The organism is Agrobacterium sp. a22-2 (genome assembly GCF_012276985.1).
Classification (GTDB): Bacteria; Pseudomonadota; Alphaproteobacteria; order Rhizobiales; family Rhizobiaceae; genus Allorhizobium.
In genome coordinates this window covers 255,652-271,983 of sequence record NZ_JAAXMM010000006.1, presented here as the reverse complement: position 1 = coordinate 271,983, position 16,332 = coordinate 255,652, and the positions used below count along the sequence as shown (strand labels likewise).

The window sequence follows — 16,332 nt, the reverse complement described above, 5'->3', positions numbered from 1 at the left end:
ATCATTGATGATTGTCGCGCTGCCATGAACGGGAGACCTGACGAATGAATGCTCCTGACCAGGGAAGCAGGAAGGGCGCCTTCCGAACCGATCCAAAACTGGCACGGCGCGTCGCCGTGAAGCGTTTTCTGGCCCGGCTCGTCCTGTTCGCCGAACGGTTGACGCCGCTGTTCCTGCCGCCCTTGTCGATTGCCGCCGTCTTCGTCTCACTCGCCTGGTTCGGCATCTTCCGCCAATTGCCCGATCTGGCGCGCTGGGCGCTTGTCTTCGCCCTGACCTTCGGCTTCATCGCCTCCTTCCTGCCGTTCCTGCGGCTGCGCTGGCCGGTGCCGGCCGAGGCCGACCGACTGCTCGAAGCGCGCAATCATCTGCCCCATCAGCCGGTTGCCGTGCAGGAAGACGAACCGGCCTTCGACACGCCCTTTGCCCGTGCCCTCTGGCAGGAGCATCAGCGGCGCATGGCAGAGAAGATCGCCGCACTGGATGCCGGCCTGCCGCGACCGGATATCGCCCGGTTCGACCGCCATGGTCTGCGCGCCCTGCCTGCTCTTCTTCTGGTGACCGCCTTTGCGTTTTCCGGCTCGAACGGTGCCGGCAGTCTTGCCGATGCTTTCCGCAGCCAGGCCCCGACCGGCACCGGCCCGGATCTGCGCATCGATGCCTGGATCACGCCGCCGCCCTATACCGGCCGCGCACCTGTCTTCCTCACCGGCCGCAATGCCGACGCCGCGGCAGCCGTCAGCGTGCCGCAGTTTTCCTCAATGACGATCCGCATGACCGGCGGCAATGGCGATGAACCGGCACTGTTTCGCAAGGCCGAGAGTGATTCGGTTGAAGAGGTCGCCGTTGCAGCGCCGGCGGAACAAGCTGCGGCCAAAGCCGCGCCAGACGCAGCACCCCAAGCCGCCGACCCGCTGAAGCCCCGAACCCATGAGATGAAACTTGCCGAAAGCGGCGCGCTGTCGATCGGCAGCCAGGTGTGGCAGATCGACGTGATCGCCGACAGGGCGCCGGAAATCTCCTTCGACGGAATGCCGAGGCGCAGCGCCAACGGCGCGCTGGAAATCAGCTTTGCCGCCAAGGACGATTACGGCCTGCAGGAGGCGCGCGCTGAAATTGAGCCGCTCGACAAGGCCGCGGACGCCACGCCGCTCTATCCGCTGCCGGAATACAAGCTCGACCTGCCGCGCCACAATGCCCGCGAGATCAAGGGCGTCTCGAGCCGCAACCTGACGGAACACCCGCTATCCGGCAAGAAGGTGCGGGTCACGCTGGTGGCCCGCGATGGCGCGGGACAGGAAGGGCGAAGCCAGCCCCATGAGATGGTCCTGCCGGCGCGCGGCTTCATCGAGCCGCTGGCCGCCGCATTGGCCGAGGAGCGTCAGGTCTTCACGCTGGATACCCGCGCCATGCCGAAAGCCGTGGCCCTCAACGAAGCCCTGACCTTGCGGGCCGATGAGACCATCCCCAATCTGACCCATTACATCATGATCGAATCGGCGCTCGCCCGCATGAAGCTTGCCCGCACCACGGCCGAGCTCAAGGACACCTCCGATCATCTCTGGGAGATTGCTCTTGGTATCGACGACGGCGATGTGTCGCTGGCCGAGCGCAAGCTGCGGGATGCCCAGCAGGCACTGGCCGATGCGCTGGAACGCAACGCCCCCGACGAGGAAATCAAGAAGCTGATGGACGAGCTGCGGGCCGCCATGCAGGAATTCATGCAGGCCATGGCCGAGCGCCAGCAGCAGAATGGTGCCCAGCCGCAGCAGAACGAGACGGCCCAGAACACCCTGCGCCAGCAGGATCTGGAAAACATGATGGACCAGATCGAAAATCTGGCCCGCTCCGGCAACAAGGACGCCGCGCGCCAGATGCTCTCCGAACTGCAGCGCATGATGAACAATCTGCAGGCCGGCCGGCCCCAGCGCGGCAACCAGCAGGAAAACAGCCAGATGCGCCAGCAGGTCGACAAGCTCGGCGAGCTGATGCAGGAACAGCAGAAGCTGATGGAAGAGACCTTCAAGCTCGACCAGGCGCTGAAGGACCGCATGCAGCGCGGCGATCCGGGCGACGGGGAAGACGGCGAGTTTCTCGACCGCCCGCCGCAAGCCGACGGCCAGCAGCCCTCGCCGACCGACCAGATGACGGCCGAACAGCTGCGCGAAGCGCTGAAGCAATTGCGCGAACAGCAGCAGGGTCTGGGTCAGAAACTCAAAGACCTCCAGAAGGGTCTGGCCGAGCTTGGCATCAAGCCGGGCGACAATTTTGGCCAGGCGGAGCGGGAAATGCAAGGTGCCGGCGAAGCGCTCGGCAAGGGCCAGGGCAGCCGGGCCGTCGAGGGCCAGGGCAAGGCGCTGGAAGCCTTGCGCCAAGGTGCACGCGACATGATGGGCCAGATGATGCAGGCCATGCAGGGCCAGCAGGGGCAGGGACAAGGCCAGGGCATGTCGCAGGGCAACCAGAATGGCCGCGACCCGCTGGGCCGCCCGCGCTCCTCGTCAGGTCCTGACTTCGGGGAGCGCGTCAAGGTGCCCGACGAGATCGATGTGCAGCGGGCCCGCGAAATCCTTGAAGCCATTCGCGAAAAGCTCGGCGACAATGCCGGTCCGGAACTGGAGCGGCGCTATCTGGAACGCCTGCTCGATATCAGGTGACGGTTAGAAATCACGTCTCAGGAGGCGAGCGCCAGCGCCACGGCCTTGCGGATATCCGGAAGGGCAAAGGGCTTCGACACCACGTCGATGACCTTTTCCATGAGGTCGTCGGCCCGCTCGCGCTGTTCCGCATAGCCGGTCATCAGCAGAATCTTCAGCTGAGGAAAGTCTGATGAGGCCCGGTGTGCCAGCTCGATGCCATCCATGACAGGCATGCGGATATCGGACAGCAACAGGTCGAACGCCTCGGCAGACAGCATTTCCAGGCCCTCGGCACCGTCCGCCGCTTCATGGGTTTCATGCCCGTCAAGTCGCAGGGCGCGGGCAACGAAGGAACGTAAGGAATCCTCGTCCTCGGTGATCAGAATTTTGGCCATGGCATGCTCCCGTTTCATCGTCGTGCCCCGATCGCAAATCATCAGAGTTTTCTTTGCGATCGGTAAACAGGCAGAGGGAGAGCCGCCGGATGGTTAACAAGTCATCTTGAAACGACGTGTTCAGGCATCGTTGAGGGCATCGCCGGTGACGACGCCGACGAAGGGCAGTTCGCGGAATGCATAGGCGACGTCCATGCCATAGCCGACGACGAAATAATCGGGACATTCGAAGCCGACATGGTCCGCCTCGAGCTCTTCCTTGCGCTTGACCTTCTTGTCGAGCAGCACGGCAATGCTGACATTCCGAGCGCCGCGCTCGAACAGCAGTTCCTTAGCGAATTTCAGCGTCCGACCGGATTCCAGGATATCATCGATCAGCAGCACATCGCGGCCATGCACGTCGCTGTCGATATCCTTCACGATCCGCACGCCCTGCGACACGGTGCCGGTGCCATAGCTCGACAGGGTGATGAACTCCACTTCAGGTGCCAGTCCCGTATCGTGCAGCGCACGGATCAGGTCGGCGGCAAAGATGAACGAGCCCTTGAGGATGGCAATCACCAGCAGATCGTTCGTCGGGCCGCTCGCAATCTGCAGCGCCAGCGCCTTGTTGCGCACGGCAATCTGCTCGGCGGTATAAAGCGGCTCGATGATTTTTCCGCGGACGACAGGCATATTTCACTCCAGTTCAGGTGCGCCACCGCGCGCGAAGGGAGTTTGCCGATAGCACAGTCAGGAGCGCGAGGCATCCGCCTCGGCAAAGGAAAGCTTCAATTGCGGGATTTTTCCACCGGGATGGCGCAGCTTTGCAGAAATCCCGCGGCTGTGCCCGGCATCGATCGCATCGGCCGGAACGGCAATCAGCGTGGATGCGATCAACTGGCCATCGGCAAACAGATCGGCCCGCACCTGCGGCACCGGATGGCGGCGGGAGCTGCGGTTTTCGACGATCGCGTTGATGAACAGCATTTGCATGCCGTTCGCATCCTGCGGCGTCAGGCTGACATGGGTAATGTCCAACGCGCTCGGCTGCGGAATCGGCCCCGACCGGCCATTGACCACCGTGATGCCGCCGGCCAACATAAAGGCCGTGACCGACAGCAAGGCCACCAGCGACGTAAAGGATCGCTCCGAAAGCCGCCCCAGCAGGCGCTCGACCGCCGCCAGCATCCCGACTACCATCGACTCGCGTCGGCGGCCGGCTTTGGCCGCTGTCGTGAAAAAGGGAGGTTTCTTGCGATTGTCGTTGCAGCGCTCGGCGCCGAAATCCCGTCGCGGCAAATCGCGAACCGTGATAAACTCGGCGTCTGTCACGTCGCTTGCAACGGGAAAGCCGTTGCGCGGCAATGGCTTGTAGTGCCGTTCAGGCGGCAGAAGATCCAAATCCGGCTGTGCCGGCTGCTGCCGGAAACGGAATGCGTTCATGGGACCCCCCACCTGCTCGCAAGGAAGCACGGTTTTGAGCCAGCAAAAACTGGCCATTGAAACGAATCCTTCACAGTCGTAAATTTAAAGGGTTAATGCTTCGCAAAGATTTGCCGGAACGGGCCGGCTGTGTGGTAAAATTTACCGGCTGTTAACCCTCGTCGTTAACAAGTCCCCTGCTCTCAAGACGCGTCAAACTGGGCTTATCCGTTGATCCACTTCGAAAATGTCGGCCTGCGATACGGAATGGGGCCGGAAATCCTCCGCGACCTGACATTCGATATTCCGAAGCGGTCCTTTCAGTTCCTGACCGGCCCCTCGGGCGCCGGCAAGACGACATTGCTGCGCCTTTTGTTCATGTCGCTGAAACCGACACGCGGCCTCATTCGCAGCTTCGGCCGCGACATCACCCAGATTCCGCGCGGTGAACTGCCGATGTTGCGCCGCCGCGTCGGCATCGTCTTCCAGGATTTCCAGCTGCTCGATCACCTCACCACCTACGAAAATGTCGCCCTGCCGCTTCGGGTTCGCGGCAAGGAGGAAAGCGCCTATAAGCAGGATGTGCTCGAACTGTTGAAATGGGTGGGCCTTGGCGAGCGCATCAATGTCCTGCCGCCGGTGCTGTCAGGTGGCGAAAAGCAGCGCGTCGCCATTGCCCGCGCCCTGATAGACCGGCCGGAGGTGCTGCTTGCCGACGAACCGACCGGAAATGTCGATCCGCCGATGGCCCGCCGGCTGCTCAGCCTGTTCCTGGAGCTCAATCGGCTGGGAACCGCCGTCGTGATCGCCACCCATGACCTCGGCCTCATGGACCAGGTGGAAGCGCGCCGCATGATCCTGACCGACGGGCGGCTCGATATCTATGATTGAACAGGAAAGCCCGCCGCGCAAAGCCACCAACGCCAAGACCGCCCGCCGCGCCGAAATGCAGGTGCGCCCAACGGCCCCCATTTTGCCGCCGTCCAATATCCAGGGCAATGCGCTGATGGTGGTCATCGCCATCATGGCATTTCTCGCCTGCTTGACGCTCGGCGCCGTCAGCATGGTACAGACCACCGCGGCCGGTTGGCAGAGCCAGATTTCCCGGGAGATCACCATCCAGATCAAGCCCGACGAAAACCTCGACATGAACAAGGCGCTGGTGCGCGCCAAGGATCTGGCGCTGACCTTCGTCGGCACCCGCGACGGCCAGATCATGGACGAAGACGCCACGGCGCGGCTGCTGGAGCCCTGGCTCGGCACCGGCCTTGATCTGAAGGACCTGCCGGTGCCACGGCTGGTCATCATCACCATCGACGAAACCAATCCGCCGGATTTCGCCGCCATGCGCGACCTGCTGAAATCCGAAGTCCCCCAGGCCTTCCTGGACGACCACCGTACCTGGGTGGACAGGCTCGTCTCGATGGCCCGCACGACGGTGCTGATCGGCTTCGGCGTGCTTGTGCTGGTCTTCAGCGCCATGGTGCTGACCGTCGTCTTCGCCACCCGCGGCGCCCTCTCCGGCAACCGTCGCATCATCGAGGTGCTGCATTTCGTCGGCGCCGAGGGATCCTTCGTCGCGCAGGAATTCCAGAAGCATTTTCTGAAGATCAGCCTCAAGGGTGCGGCTACCGGCGGGCTGCTGGCAGCCGCCGTCTTCGCCCTTGCCGGACTCTGGCAGAACAAGATGCTGGCCACGCCGCAAAGTGACCAGGCAGCAGCCCTGTTCGGCACGTTCCAGATCGGCTTCATGGGCTATCTCGGTATTTTCGCGACGATGATCGTCATTGCGCTGCTGACCACCCTGACGGCACGGCTGACGGTCATGCGGGCGATCTACGAAATCGACCTGATCCGCTCCGATCCGACCCGCACCGAAGGCCTGCCGAACGATTGATCCAGTCCGTTGAATCGCCACAAAGCCGCCCGCTCGACCCGGTAGAGCAGTGAGCCCGGCGAATCGGTCCAACAGAAGTGATTCCATTTGAGCCTGCACTGCTCTAAAAGGTCGCTATTCACGAGACATGACGATGGGTCAGACCGACAATAACACCGCCGCTCCGCAGATACCGCAGCCCGTGCCGAACAGCCCGTTTGCCCGTAACGGACTGCTGCGCCGCGTGCTGCGTTATGCCGGCATGACCCTCATCCTCGCCGTCGCGCTGTTTTTTGCCGGCTTCCTGCATTTCGCCGATTCCGTCAGCATGCTGATGCCGCCAGCCAACCCGAAGGCCGATGCCATCGTCGTCCTGACCGGCGGCTATCAGCGCATCGACCAGGCGGTGGAACTTTTGCGCCGCGGCTCGGGCCGCCGGCTGCTGATTTCGGGCGCCCATCCCGACACCTCGCCAGCCCAGATCCGCAAGATGACCCAGAGCACGTCGGACCTCTTTGCCTGCTGCGTGGATATCGGCTACCAGGCGCTGGATACGATCGGCAATGCCAACGAGATCGCTCACTGGATCCATGATCGCGGTTATCAATCGGTCCTGGTCGTCACCAATAATTACCATATGCAGCGAAGCCTGCTCGAACTGCGACGGATCGACCGGTCGACCCGTTTCATTGCCTATCCGGTCGTCAATTCCGATCTGAAATCCATGGAATGGTATGCCGATCCCAATGTCCTGCGCACCCTTCTCTCAGAGTATGGAAAGACATTGTACGCCATCGCCCGGGATTTCATCGGCTGGGGCGCCAGTGACGGATTGCGGCGCGGCGCGGCGGTGATCAACGCCCGGAGCTGACCGCCGACAAAAGCTGCGTCCCGGCTTTCTCTCCGGCCGGATTTCGTATAGGCACGTTGCGACTTGCCGCCGGAAGCCCCGCCTATGCTCACACTCCGTTCCGTTCTGTTCAACGCCGCTTTTTACGCCAATCTGATTCTTCGGATGATCGTACTGTCGCCGTATTATTTCCTGTCGCCACGAAAGAAGGCTTTTTCCGTTCCGAAGAACTGGGCATCGTCTTCCCACTGGCTGATGGAAAAGATCGTCGGAACGACGTTCACCATCGAGGGCCTCGAGAACATTCCGGACGGTGGCTACATCCTGGCCCCCAAGCATCAGTCCTTCTGGGACACCTATGCCCTGCTGCCCTGGCTCAACGATCCGGTCTACATTCTCAAACGCGAACTGATGTGGATCCCCATCTTCGGCTGGTATGTGATGAAGCAGCGCATGATCCCGGTCGATCGCGGCGCCCGCGGCAAAGTCATGGCCGCCGTCATGGAGCGGACCGCGATGGAAATGCGCAACGGCCGGCAGTTGATCATCTATCCCGAGGGCACCCGTCGCCCGCCCGGCGCGGAGCCGCACTACAAATACGGTATCGCACGGATCTATCGCGACCTGCAGGTGCCGGTCGTCCCGGTCGCCATGCATCCGGGCCTGTTCTGGCCGCGGCGCAAATTCATGCGCTATCCCGGCCATTTCAAGGTGCGCATCCTGCCGCCGATCGAACCGGGTCTTGATCCCGACGTGTTCTTCGAACGGCTGATGGCGGTCCTGGAAAAGGCAAGCGACGATCTGTTGCTGGAAACGGCACGGGACAATCCGCATGTGCCGCTACCGCCAAGCGCCAAGGCCCGCATCGCCGAGCTTCAGAAATTGTCAGCCTCCGGCAGCATTGAGACGGGCAATCTCTGAGGCGACCTGCTCCAGCCAGTGATCTCGTATGCCTATGTCCTGGAGATGGGCGATGGTATTGGCCACATAATCCTGGTTGGCGCCGGACTGCCCGACGGCACCGCGCACCACAAACGCAGCCTCATCCACCGTCACCGCTCCGGCATATTGTCGATGGTTCCGGTCGATCACATAGGTCAGGGCGCGAACGGCCCGCCCATCATCAAGCACAACAGGCACGGAACGCTCTTGGTAGACATGCGTTACCAGTTCGCGCGCCCGCAGATAGTCGACCGTATCGTTCCACTCTTCCGGTGCCACCTTGAATGCCACCCCTCGGCAGGAGCCACCCCGATCGAGCCCCAGAACCAGTCCCGGTTTTTCCTCAGTCCCCCTGTGGACCCAGGACCGGACACAAAGCGAGCGTCGATAGCCGAAGGCCTTTGCCTGCATCCGGACCTCGTAGGGGAAACCGGGGTTCCACATCAGCGAGCCGTAGCCAAACACCCAAAATTCGTCCATATCGCACATCAAACCTGATCGTTCCAAAGCGACATACCATTGGAGAAGCGCATGGCAACGTCAAGCCGAACCGGCAAAACCTCGATCAGCGTGAAAGTGCTGCGGCTCGGCATTGTGGTTTTCCTGCTGGCCACGGCTTATTGCGTCGCCTGGTACTACTCCGCCGGCCTGATTACCGCACGGGTGGAAAGACTATTCGATGGCAACAACCGTTTTGCGGCCGCCGTCGACTGCCAGAACCGCGATCTGCGCGGCTTTCCGTTCCGCTTCGGCCTGTTCTGCTCCTCCGTCGCCATCGACGATGTCAGCCGGGGCATCTCCGGCTCGTTCGGCGAGTTCCGCTCCGCGGCCCTCGTCTACCAGCCTGGCAAAATCCTCTGGGAACTGGATGGCCCAGGCATCATCCGGTCGGCCGACGGCCTGACCATCTCGTCGCAATGGTCCAAGCTGCGCTCCAGCCTGCATACCGGCTTCAGCGGCATGTCCAGCGGCTCGACGACAGTCGAAGACCTGAAGACCAACATCACCATGTCCTTTGCCGGGCAGACCCTGGACATCGCTGTGCCCCACGGCGAGGTTCACACCCGTCGCGCTGGTGACGATCTGGATGCGGCAATGCTGGTAAAGGATGCGCAATTCTCCCTGCGCGATGTCGCACGGACCTTGCCGCCTGTCTCCGCCAGCATCGACCTGACCGTCACCGACCGCGCCATCGTCCTCGACTATGGCCGGAAGAGCCCCATCGGCTTTCGCGGCACCAAAGGTGAAATCCGCCGTCTGGTCGTCGATCTCGGTCAGGGCCGGGTGCTGACCGTGGCAGGGCCGGTTTCGATTGCCGAAGACGGTTTGTTGTCGGGCACATTGCGCCTCGACATTGAAGGCATAGACGGCTGGCGCGATGCGGTCCGGGCGGCCTTCCCGGAGGTCGAGGATATGGCAGATCTTGCCGCCAAGGCCCTGAAGGCCATGTCCGGCGGCGGCGACAAGGGCAATGTCACGCTCACCATATCCGATGGCGAAATGGCCCTCGGCTTCATCCCGATCGGCCGCCTGCCGCCTCTGTAAGCCTCAGGGTTTCTTGTCCAGCGAGTGCCGGCCGAAGTCTGGCGTGTCGACATCCTGGCCGGCCTCGATGATCGAGCGGCGGACGGCCCGCGTGCGGGCGAACAGATCGAACAGCTTGTCGCCCTCGCCCCAGCGGATCGCTCGCTGCAGATAGGCCAGATCCTCGGAGAAGCGTGCGAGCATTTCGAGGATCGCATCCTTGTTGTGCAGGCACACGTCGCGCCACATGGTCGGGTCGGAGGCCGCCAGGCGGGTGAAGTCGCGGAAACCGGAGGCGGAATATTTGATCACTTCCGATTCGGTCACCGTCTCGAGATCGTCGGCAGTTCCAACGATATTGTAGGCGATGATATGCGGCAGGTGGGAGACGATCGCCAGGACCTTGTCATGGTGCTCCGGGTCCATCTCGTCGACCCGCGACCCCAGAGCCTCCCAGAAGGCCTTCAATCGCGAAAGCGCCTCGCCATCCGTATCGGGAAGCGGCGTGAAGATGCACCAGCGCCCCTGGAAAAGACCGGTGAACCCAGCATCGGGCCCTGATTTTTCGGTGCCGGCCAGCGGATGGCCAGGAATGAAATGTACGCCGGGCGGCATATGCGGCGTCATCTGCGCGATGACCGACGCCTTGGTCGATCCGACATCGGTGACGATTGCGCCCGGCTTCAGATGCGCGGCGATCTGTTCGGCGACCGTTCCGGATGCCCCGACAGGAACCGATACGATGACGAGATCGGCGCCCTGAACCGCTTCGGCGGCCGAGGTCGTATAGTGGCTGCCGAGCTGCAACTCCTCGGCCCGCTTCAGCGTCTCGGGACTGCGTGTCGAAACGACGATCTCGTTGGCCAGGCCGAGCGCCTTGATGTCGCGCGCGATCGACGACCCGATCAGGCCGATGCCGATCAGGGCGACCCTGTCGAAATGCACGTCAGCCATTACTTGCGTCCCATGAACTCGCCGAGCGTCTCGACGACGCCGCGATTGGCCTCTTCCGTCCCGATCGACATGCGCAACGAATTGGCAAAGCCGTAACCGCGCACCGCCCGCAGGATATAGCCGCGGCTCGTCAGGAAGTCGTCGGCCTCAGCAGCCCTCTTGCCGTCGACATCGGGGAAGTGGATCAGCAGAAAATTGGTGACCGACGGCGTCACCTCAAGGCCGATTGCCGTGAAGGCGTGGGTCAGCTTGTCGATCCACATCAGATTGTATTCGACCGCCTTGTCCGTGAACGCACGGTCGCGAATGGCGGCAGCACCCGCGGCAATCGCCGGCGCATTCATGTTGAACGGTCCGCGCACCCGGTTCAGCGCATCGACGATGGCAGCGGGTGCATACATCCAGCCGATACGAAGGGCGGCAAGGCCATAAATCTTCGAAAACGTCCGCGTCATCACGACATTGCGGTTTTCCGAGACGATCTCGATACCGGCCTCGAAATCGTTGCGACGGACATATTCCGCGTAGGCCGCATCGAGCACCAGAACGACATGTTTCGGCAGGCCCGCCTGCAAACGCCGGATCTCGGCGCCGGAAACATAGGTGCCGGTCGGATTGCCGGGATTGGCGATGAACACGATCTTGGTCTTGTCCGTCACCGCGGCAAGGATCGCATCGACATCGACGCGGCATTCGGTTTCCTTGACCACCACCGGCGTGGCGCCGGCGCCCATGATCTGGATCTTGTAGACCAGAAAGCCGTGCTCGGTGATGATGCCCTCGTCGCCTGGGCCCAGATAGACATGGCAGAGCAGGCCCAGCAACTCGTCCGAACCATTGCCGCACAGGATATTGGCAGGGTTGAGCCCGTGCACATCGGCAATCGCCTCGCGCAGTGCCGTCGCCTGGCCGTCGGGATAGAGTTCCAGGTGCCCAGCGCTCGCCTTGAAGGCATCGATCGCTACCGGGCTTGCGCCAAGCGGGGTCTCGTTGGAAGACAGCTTGAAGACGCGTGCCACACCCGGCGCATGTTCCTTGCCCGGCACATAGGCGGCAATGTCAAGGATTCCAGGGCGCGGCACGGGCTGGTTCAAGGGGCTGGTCATCAAGGCGGCTTTCTTGGCTCTCTCATCCGGGACAGGCCGGACATGAATGGTCTGACGGAATTAAATCGGAAAAATTACTTTGTCGAGTGCGGCATGGCGCGCCACGCCGGTTTGGCGCGGTCCCGTGTCGTCGGAATGCCTTGCGGCGCAAGGGCCGGAGCAAAGACCCGGCGCGATGCTCGGGCTGCCACCGGCAAGCCCTGATAGAGCCGCTTCTGCGCCTCAACGACGATCACGCCGGAGAAGGCTGGCCACAAAAGCCGACCCACTCGCTCGAAATTGCTGCGCAGTTTCAGAATCGTGCGGATCTTCGACGGTGGAAAGAACAGCGCCTCGGCCGAGGCCCCCGGCGTGAAATTCGTTTCGCGCAGCAAGGCCGTCAATTGCCCCCGCGAATAGGGCCTGCCGGATCCGAACGGCGTATGGTCCATCCGCGCCCAGACGCCGCGACGGTTCGGCACGACGATCACCAGCCGCCCCCCCGGCGCCAGGATTCGCCAGATCTCCTTGAGCGTCTCCCGCGGGTTCTCGGCATATTCGAGCGAATGCACCATCAGCACCCGGTCGATCGAGGCATCCGGCAGCGGCAGTTCCTCGTCGAACACCAGAGCCGTGGCCGACAGTTCGCCGACCGGCCAGTTTACCGCACCCTGACCCGCCGGCATGAAGGCAAACGTCCGCTCGGTATCGCTGCGGAAGCGGTCGAGATAGGGAACGGCATATCCGAGGCCCACCAGCCTCTCCTGCGGCAGGCGCTGCCAGAGTGAACTGAGCGCCATGGCAATCGACTGTTCGGCGACATGGCCGAGCATGGAGTGATAGAACTGGCGAAGATCGACGATATCAGCGTGCATGCGCGATTGTTATCAGGCAACGGTTGGACATCAAGATCGAAGGCACTACATTTGCCGGAAATAGCCACGGATTGGATATCGGATCGATGAACGCACTTGAGCTTGAAATCTTCACGTGTCGCAGCGACAACTATGGCGTCCTCCTGCACGATCCCGACAGCGGCCTGACCGCCTCGATCGACGCTCCGGAACTTGAGCCGATCCTGGCGGCGGCCGACCGCCGCGGCTGGACGATCAGCCATGTCTTCACGACTCATCACCATGGCGACCATGTCGAGGCCAATCTGGCCCTGAAGGAAAAGTTCGGCTGCGAAGTCATCGGCCCTCTCAACGAGGCAATCGCCATTCCCGGCCTCGACCGGGCGGTGATGGACGACGATATCTTCGAATTCGGCGCCCATGCCGTCCATGTGATCGAGACACCCGGCCATACCGCCGGCCATGTCTGCTACCACCTGCCCGACAGCAAGCTGCTGTTTTCCGCCGACACCCTGTTTGCGCTCGGCTGCGGCCGCCTGTTCGAGCGGCCCGCCGCCGACATGTGGCGGTCGTTGCAGAAGCTGGCCGTGCTGCCCGATGAGACCGCCGTCTATTTCGGCCACGAATATACCCTGTCCAATGCCCGCTTCGCGCTAACCATCGATCCCGACAACCAACGCCTCAAGGATAGGGCCAAGGATATTGAAGCCATGCGGGCAGAAGGCCGCTTCACCATACCCACCACCATCGGCCTTGAAAAGGAAACCAACCCCTTCCTGCGCGCCGCCGACCCGGCCATTCGCCGGCATCTCCTGATGGAGACCCGCACCAACGAAGAGGTGTTTGCCGAGATCCGCAAGCGCAAGGACAATTTCTGATGGACGCCCGTGAGGTTATCGAGGCGCTTGCCATGCAGCCGCACCCGGAAGGCGGCTGGTACACGGAAACCTTCCGCGATCCGGCAGGCAGGCCCAGGGGCCATTCCACGGCCATCTACTACCTGCTGGAAAGTGGCCAACGGTCCCAGTGGCACCGCGTGCGCGATGCGGCCGAAATCTGGCACTATTATGCCGGCGCACCGCTGGCCCTCTACTTGTCCCCGGACGGCGAAACGGTGGAGACCGTGATCCTCGGTGCGGACCTTGCACGCGGCGAGCGGCCCCAGGCCGTCGTCTCCGCCAATGCCTGGCAGGCGGCAGAAAGCCTTGGCGCCTACACCCTCGTCGGCTGTACCGTGTCTCCGGGTTTCACCTTCTCGAGCTTCGAGATGGCAGCGCCGGGCTGGTCTCCAGCCAAGAGTTAGCCGGCAAAAGAAACCAGCGATACCGTGAGCAGGAACTGCGCGGCAAAATAAGTGATCCAGACGCCAAGCGACAAGGGCCGACGCCAGCGCGAACCTTTGGCCACGAGAAAGGTCTGCAGGGACAGCAGGGTGTCGGAGCCGACGAACAGCACGGCGCCGATGAAGGGGATCGCCAGGCCCGTAGAGAGCGCCAGCAGTGCCATGGAAACGATCGTCAACCCATAGAGGGCCACGGCCGGCGCCAGCTTGCCGGCGGGCCGCCAGAGCACGATGACCAGTGCGGCGGTCGAGGCGGCCAGGAGCAAGGCCACGGCCAGGCGCCAGGGCTCGGTCACGATCAGGCTACTGTCGGCATGGCCGGCGAACAGCAGGCAATAGGCGACATGCGCCAGCAGGAAGGAAACGAGGCCGGACAGGAAAGCCGCCTCGCCCTCATAGGCCAGACAAGCATCGCCAAACGCGCTGAGCGCCAGTGCTGCAAGCAACCATGCAGGTCCCCCGGCGAGGAACGCATAAAGCAACAGAAGCGCAATCGGCAGGACCTTGAACAGCGTCCGCCGGTGGCCGGTCGGATCGCCCGTCAGCCGCAGATAGGAAATCCCCAGCAGCAGTGCCGTGCCAAGAATGGTCCCCTCAACGATCTGCATGGCATCTTTCCCTCCCAGGAATGCCGGCTCAGGCGCTCGGCACGCGCCCCTTGCTGCGGAACATCTCGCTGGCGGCCAGCAGCGCACCGCCGGTGATCAGCACGCAGGCCAGCGCGATTCTGAAGCTAGGCTCCCCGAAGCCCGTGAGCAGCAGGATCAGCGTCGACAGCAGCGGCGCTGCATAGCTCGCCGCACCGAGAATCTGGATATCGCCATTCTTGACCCCATGGTCCCAGGCATAGAACGCCGCCCCGACCGGAAACAGCCCGAGCCCGGCCACAGCCAGCCATTCGCCATTGCTCGCCGGCCAGACGGTATCCTCCAGCCCGAGATGGCAGACCAGCGACAGCAGCGAGGTCGCAAGACAAAAGCCGGTCACCACATCCGTCGAGACCGCTTCGAAACGACGGGTCAGCAGAGAATAGCCCGACCAGGTGAAGGCGCAGAGAAGGGCTGCGCCATAGCCGAAGGCAAAGGCCGGATCGAAAGCGATGCCGTTCTTGCCGATGATCAGGATCGTGCCGGCAAGACCGGCAAAGGCGCCGACGACATGATACCAGCGCAGGCGCTCGCCCGGCAGAAGCGCCGAACCGACAACGATCAATAGCGGCCACAGATAGGCGATAAGGCCCGCCTCGACGGCCGGCGCGTTGCGCAAGGCCGTGAAATACAAGAAGTGATAGCCGAAAAGTCCCGCGATACCGACAATCCAGACCTTGGCCGGCTGCTTGAGCAGCGCCAGGCGTTCCGGCCGCAGGGCGAAGGTGACGAGGCCGGGCAGGCTGCCGATCGCGAAGGCAACGGCGGACAGCTGGAACGGCGGCATCTTGCCGGATGCCGCGGTGAACAGCGCCAGAAACGACCACATGACGATGGCCGTAAAGCCGATCAAAGTTGCCTGAAGCTTCAACTCATGCCCCCTTGCGGGCATCGAGTTCCCGCACCCGTCAGCCGCCGAAATTGACGGCGGTAATGTAAAGCGGCCCCATTCGCGTCGGAACGCGGGCATAGACCGGAGCATATACCTTCATGACCTCGGTCTTGGCAAACCAGATTTCCATGTCGGAGGCCTTGCGCAGATACTCGATGTCGCTGCGTCCCTTGGCGAAACCGGATTTCGGCACATAGCGAATGCCGCAGACGATCGCCTCGCCGGTGAAATCTCCGGCCGTGAATGTCCGCGTTCCCTTGGGCGACAGCACCAGGTCCATCCGGCTCTCGCCGTCATAGATCGGCAGCGTCTTCGGGCAGATCCTGTCGCCCTCGGCAAAGATCAATCCGCTGATCGGGTCCAGCACCGATTTCAAATCGTGCGCCGCCACCGGCACCCAGTTCTTGGCGCGCGATCTTCGGCTCGGCTTCATGGTGGTCGAGGTCACGTCGCCATTGGCAAAGCGAACCTCGTAGGTCCGGGTCCGCTCGTCGCTTTTGTAGACCAGCGAGTAGCGCTTCGCCTGCAGCTTGTTGCTACCCTGCACCGTGCCGGAAACGGTGGTCTGAGCCGTAATCTTGGTGATCAGATCGACGATGCCCGACGAGCGGACGGAACCCGAGATCGAATAAGTCCGGCTGTCCAGCTGGGTGACGAAGGACGCATTGGCGATCGGCAGACCGGCCAGCGTGATCCGGTACTCGGTCTTGTAGCGTTGGTCGGCTGCGGCCGACGACGAGACGGATCCCAGAATTGCCGTGGCGGCGATGGCGAACTGTGCCAGACGGCGCCTTGAAAACCACTGTGTGCCCAGGAGCATTTTTATTCTTCGATCCGATTGATTGGAATGACATCTATGGTCGAGACTGTGGCAATAAAATAGCCTCTTTTCATCGGCATTGCCGGAAAACACAAGGTTTGGCTTGAC

At 62.5% G+C, this 16,332-nt stretch carries 18 protein-coding genes; 8 read left to right on the top strand and 10 right to left on the bottom strand.

Annotation, left to right across the window (positions count from 1 at the left end; translation table 11 throughout):
• Window positions 1-44: 44 nt before the first annotated feature.
• On the top strand, window positions 45-2,657 hold the full coding sequence (locus tag HFC70_RS11920; protein WP_168473459.1) for a TIGR02302 family protein: 2,613 nt from the start codon (window positions 45-47) through the stop codon (window positions 2,655-2,657).
• 17 nt (window positions 2,658-2,674) lie between these two features.
• Here HFC70_RS11920 and HFC70_RS11915 read toward each other — a convergent pair whose 3' ends face one another.
• From HFC70_RS11915 to HFC70_RS11905, 3 genes are all read right to left on the bottom strand, one after another.
• A complete protein-coding gene (locus HFC70_RS11915; protein ID WP_168473458.1) occupies window positions 2,675-3,034 on the bottom strand; it encodes a response regulator in 360 nt (119 codons plus the stop codon).
• Between the two features lie 120 nt (window positions 3,035-3,154).
• Window positions 3,155-3,709, bottom strand: coding sequence for a hypoxanthine phosphoribosyltransferase (gene hpt / locus HFC70_RS11910; RefSeq protein ID WP_168473457.1), 555 nt, complete (start codon window positions 3,707-3,709; stop codon window positions 3,155-3,157).
• 57 nt (window positions 3,710-3,766) lie between these two features.
• On the bottom strand, window positions 3,767-4,516 hold the full coding sequence (locus tag HFC70_RS11905; protein ID WP_168473456.1) for a hypothetical protein: 750 nt from the start codon (window positions 4,514-4,516) through the stop codon (window positions 3,767-3,769).
• Between the two features lie 153 nt (window positions 4,517-4,669).
• Between HFC70_RS11905 and ftsE the strand changes: the two genes are divergently transcribed.
• From ftsE to HFC70_RS11885, 4 genes are all read left to right on the top strand, one after another.
• A complete protein-coding gene (ftsE, locus tag HFC70_RS11900; protein WP_168473455.1) occupies window positions 4,670-5,329 on the top strand; it encodes a cell division ATP-binding protein FtsE in 660 nt (219 codons plus the stop codon).
• A gap of 55 nt (window positions 5,330-5,384) precedes the next feature.
• Window positions 5,385-6,335 carry an ABC transporter permease gene (locus HFC70_RS11895; protein WP_246735753.1) on the top strand — a complete coding sequence of 317 codons (951 nt, stop codon included), beginning with the start codon at window positions 5,385-5,387 and terminating at the stop codon, window positions 6,333-6,335.
• A gap of 127 nt (window positions 6,336-6,462) precedes the next feature.
• A complete protein-coding gene (locus tag HFC70_RS11890) occupies window positions 6,463-7,185 on the top strand; it encodes a YdcF family protein (RefSeq protein WP_168473453.1) in 723 nt (240 codons plus the stop codon).
• 84 nt (window positions 7,186-7,269) lie between these two features.
• A complete protein-coding gene (locus HFC70_RS11885; RefSeq protein ID WP_168473452.1) occupies window positions 7,270-8,085 on the top strand; it encodes a 1-acyl-sn-glycerol-3-phosphate acyltransferase in 816 nt (271 codons plus the stop codon).
• Here the strand turns inward: HFC70_RS11885 and HFC70_RS11880 are convergent.
• On the bottom strand, window positions 8,050-8,586 hold the full coding sequence (locus tag HFC70_RS11880) for a gamma-glutamylcyclotransferase (protein WP_168473451.1): 537 nt from the start codon (window positions 8,584-8,586) through the stop codon (window positions 8,050-8,052). The two genes, HFC70_RS11885 and HFC70_RS11880, sit on opposite strands and share 36 nt — an antisense overlap.
• Window positions 8,587-8,637: 51 nt before the next feature.
• Between HFC70_RS11880 and HFC70_RS11875 the strand changes: the two genes are divergently transcribed.
• The gene (locus HFC70_RS11875; RefSeq protein WP_168473450.1) at window positions 8,638-9,651 is read left to right on the top strand and encodes a DUF2125 domain-containing protein; all 1,014 of its coding nucleotides are present in this window, start codon (window positions 8,638-8,640) and stop codon (window positions 9,649-9,651) included.
• A 3-nt stretch (window positions 9,652-9,654) separates the two neighbouring features.
• Here HFC70_RS11875 and HFC70_RS11870 read toward each other — a convergent pair whose 3' ends face one another.
• The 3 genes from HFC70_RS11870 to HFC70_RS11860 form a co-directional block, all read right to left on the bottom strand.
• Window positions 9,655-10,584 carry a prephenate/arogenate dehydrogenase family protein gene (locus tag HFC70_RS11870; RefSeq protein WP_168473449.1) on the bottom strand — a complete coding sequence of 310 codons (930 nt, stop codon included), beginning with the start codon at window positions 10,582-10,584 and terminating at the stop codon, window positions 9,655-9,657.
• Complete coding sequence (hisC, locus tag HFC70_RS11865) at window positions 10,584-11,690, bottom strand: histidinol-phosphate transaminase (RefSeq protein ID WP_168473448.1); 1,107 nt, start codon at window positions 11,688-11,690, stop codon at window positions 10,584-10,586. The genes HFC70_RS11870 and hisC overlap by 1 nt, the downstream gene beginning before the upstream one ends.
• A 74-nt stretch (window positions 11,691-11,764) precedes the next feature.
• Window positions 11,765-12,544, bottom strand: a complete 780-nt coding sequence (locus tag HFC70_RS11860; protein WP_168473447.1) for a class I SAM-dependent methyltransferase — start codon at window positions 12,542-12,544, stop codon at window positions 11,765-11,767.
• An 86-nt stretch (window positions 12,545-12,630) separates the two neighbouring features.
• On the opposite strand from HFC70_RS11860, the gene gloB reads away from it, so the two are divergent.
• Complete coding sequence (gene gloB, locus HFC70_RS11855) at window positions 12,631-13,401, top strand: hydroxyacylglutathione hydrolase (protein WP_168473446.1); 771 nt, start codon at window positions 12,631-12,633, stop codon at window positions 13,399-13,401.
• On the top strand, window positions 13,401-13,826 hold the full coding sequence (locus HFC70_RS11850) for a cupin domain-containing protein (protein WP_168473445.1): 426 nt from the start codon (window positions 13,401-13,403) through the stop codon (window positions 13,824-13,826). Before gloB ends, HFC70_RS11850 begins: the two co-directional genes overlap by 1 nt.
• Here HFC70_RS11850 and HFC70_RS11845 read toward each other — a convergent pair.
• From HFC70_RS11845 to HFC70_RS11835, 3 genes are read right to left on the bottom strand one after another with little or no spacing between them, the layout of a single operon-like run.
• Window positions 13,823-14,473 carry a lysoplasmalogenase gene (locus HFC70_RS11845; RefSeq protein ID WP_168473444.1) on the bottom strand — a complete coding sequence of 217 codons (651 nt, stop codon included), beginning with the start codon at window positions 14,471-14,473 and terminating at the stop codon, window positions 13,823-13,825. The genes HFC70_RS11850 and HFC70_RS11845 overlap by 4 nt on opposite strands.
• Before the next feature lie 28 nt (window positions 14,474-14,501).
• Entirely contained in the window at window positions 14,502-15,383 is an 882-nt protein-coding gene (locus HFC70_RS11840) for a DMT family transporter (protein WP_168473443.1), read from the bottom strand.
• A 37-nt stretch (window positions 15,384-15,420) separates the two neighbouring features.
• Complete coding sequence (locus tag HFC70_RS11835) at window positions 15,421-16,224, bottom strand: DUF3108 domain-containing protein (RefSeq protein WP_168473442.1); 804 nt, start codon at window positions 16,222-16,224, stop codon at window positions 15,421-15,423.
• Between the last annotated feature and the right edge of the window lie 108 nt (window positions 16,225-16,332).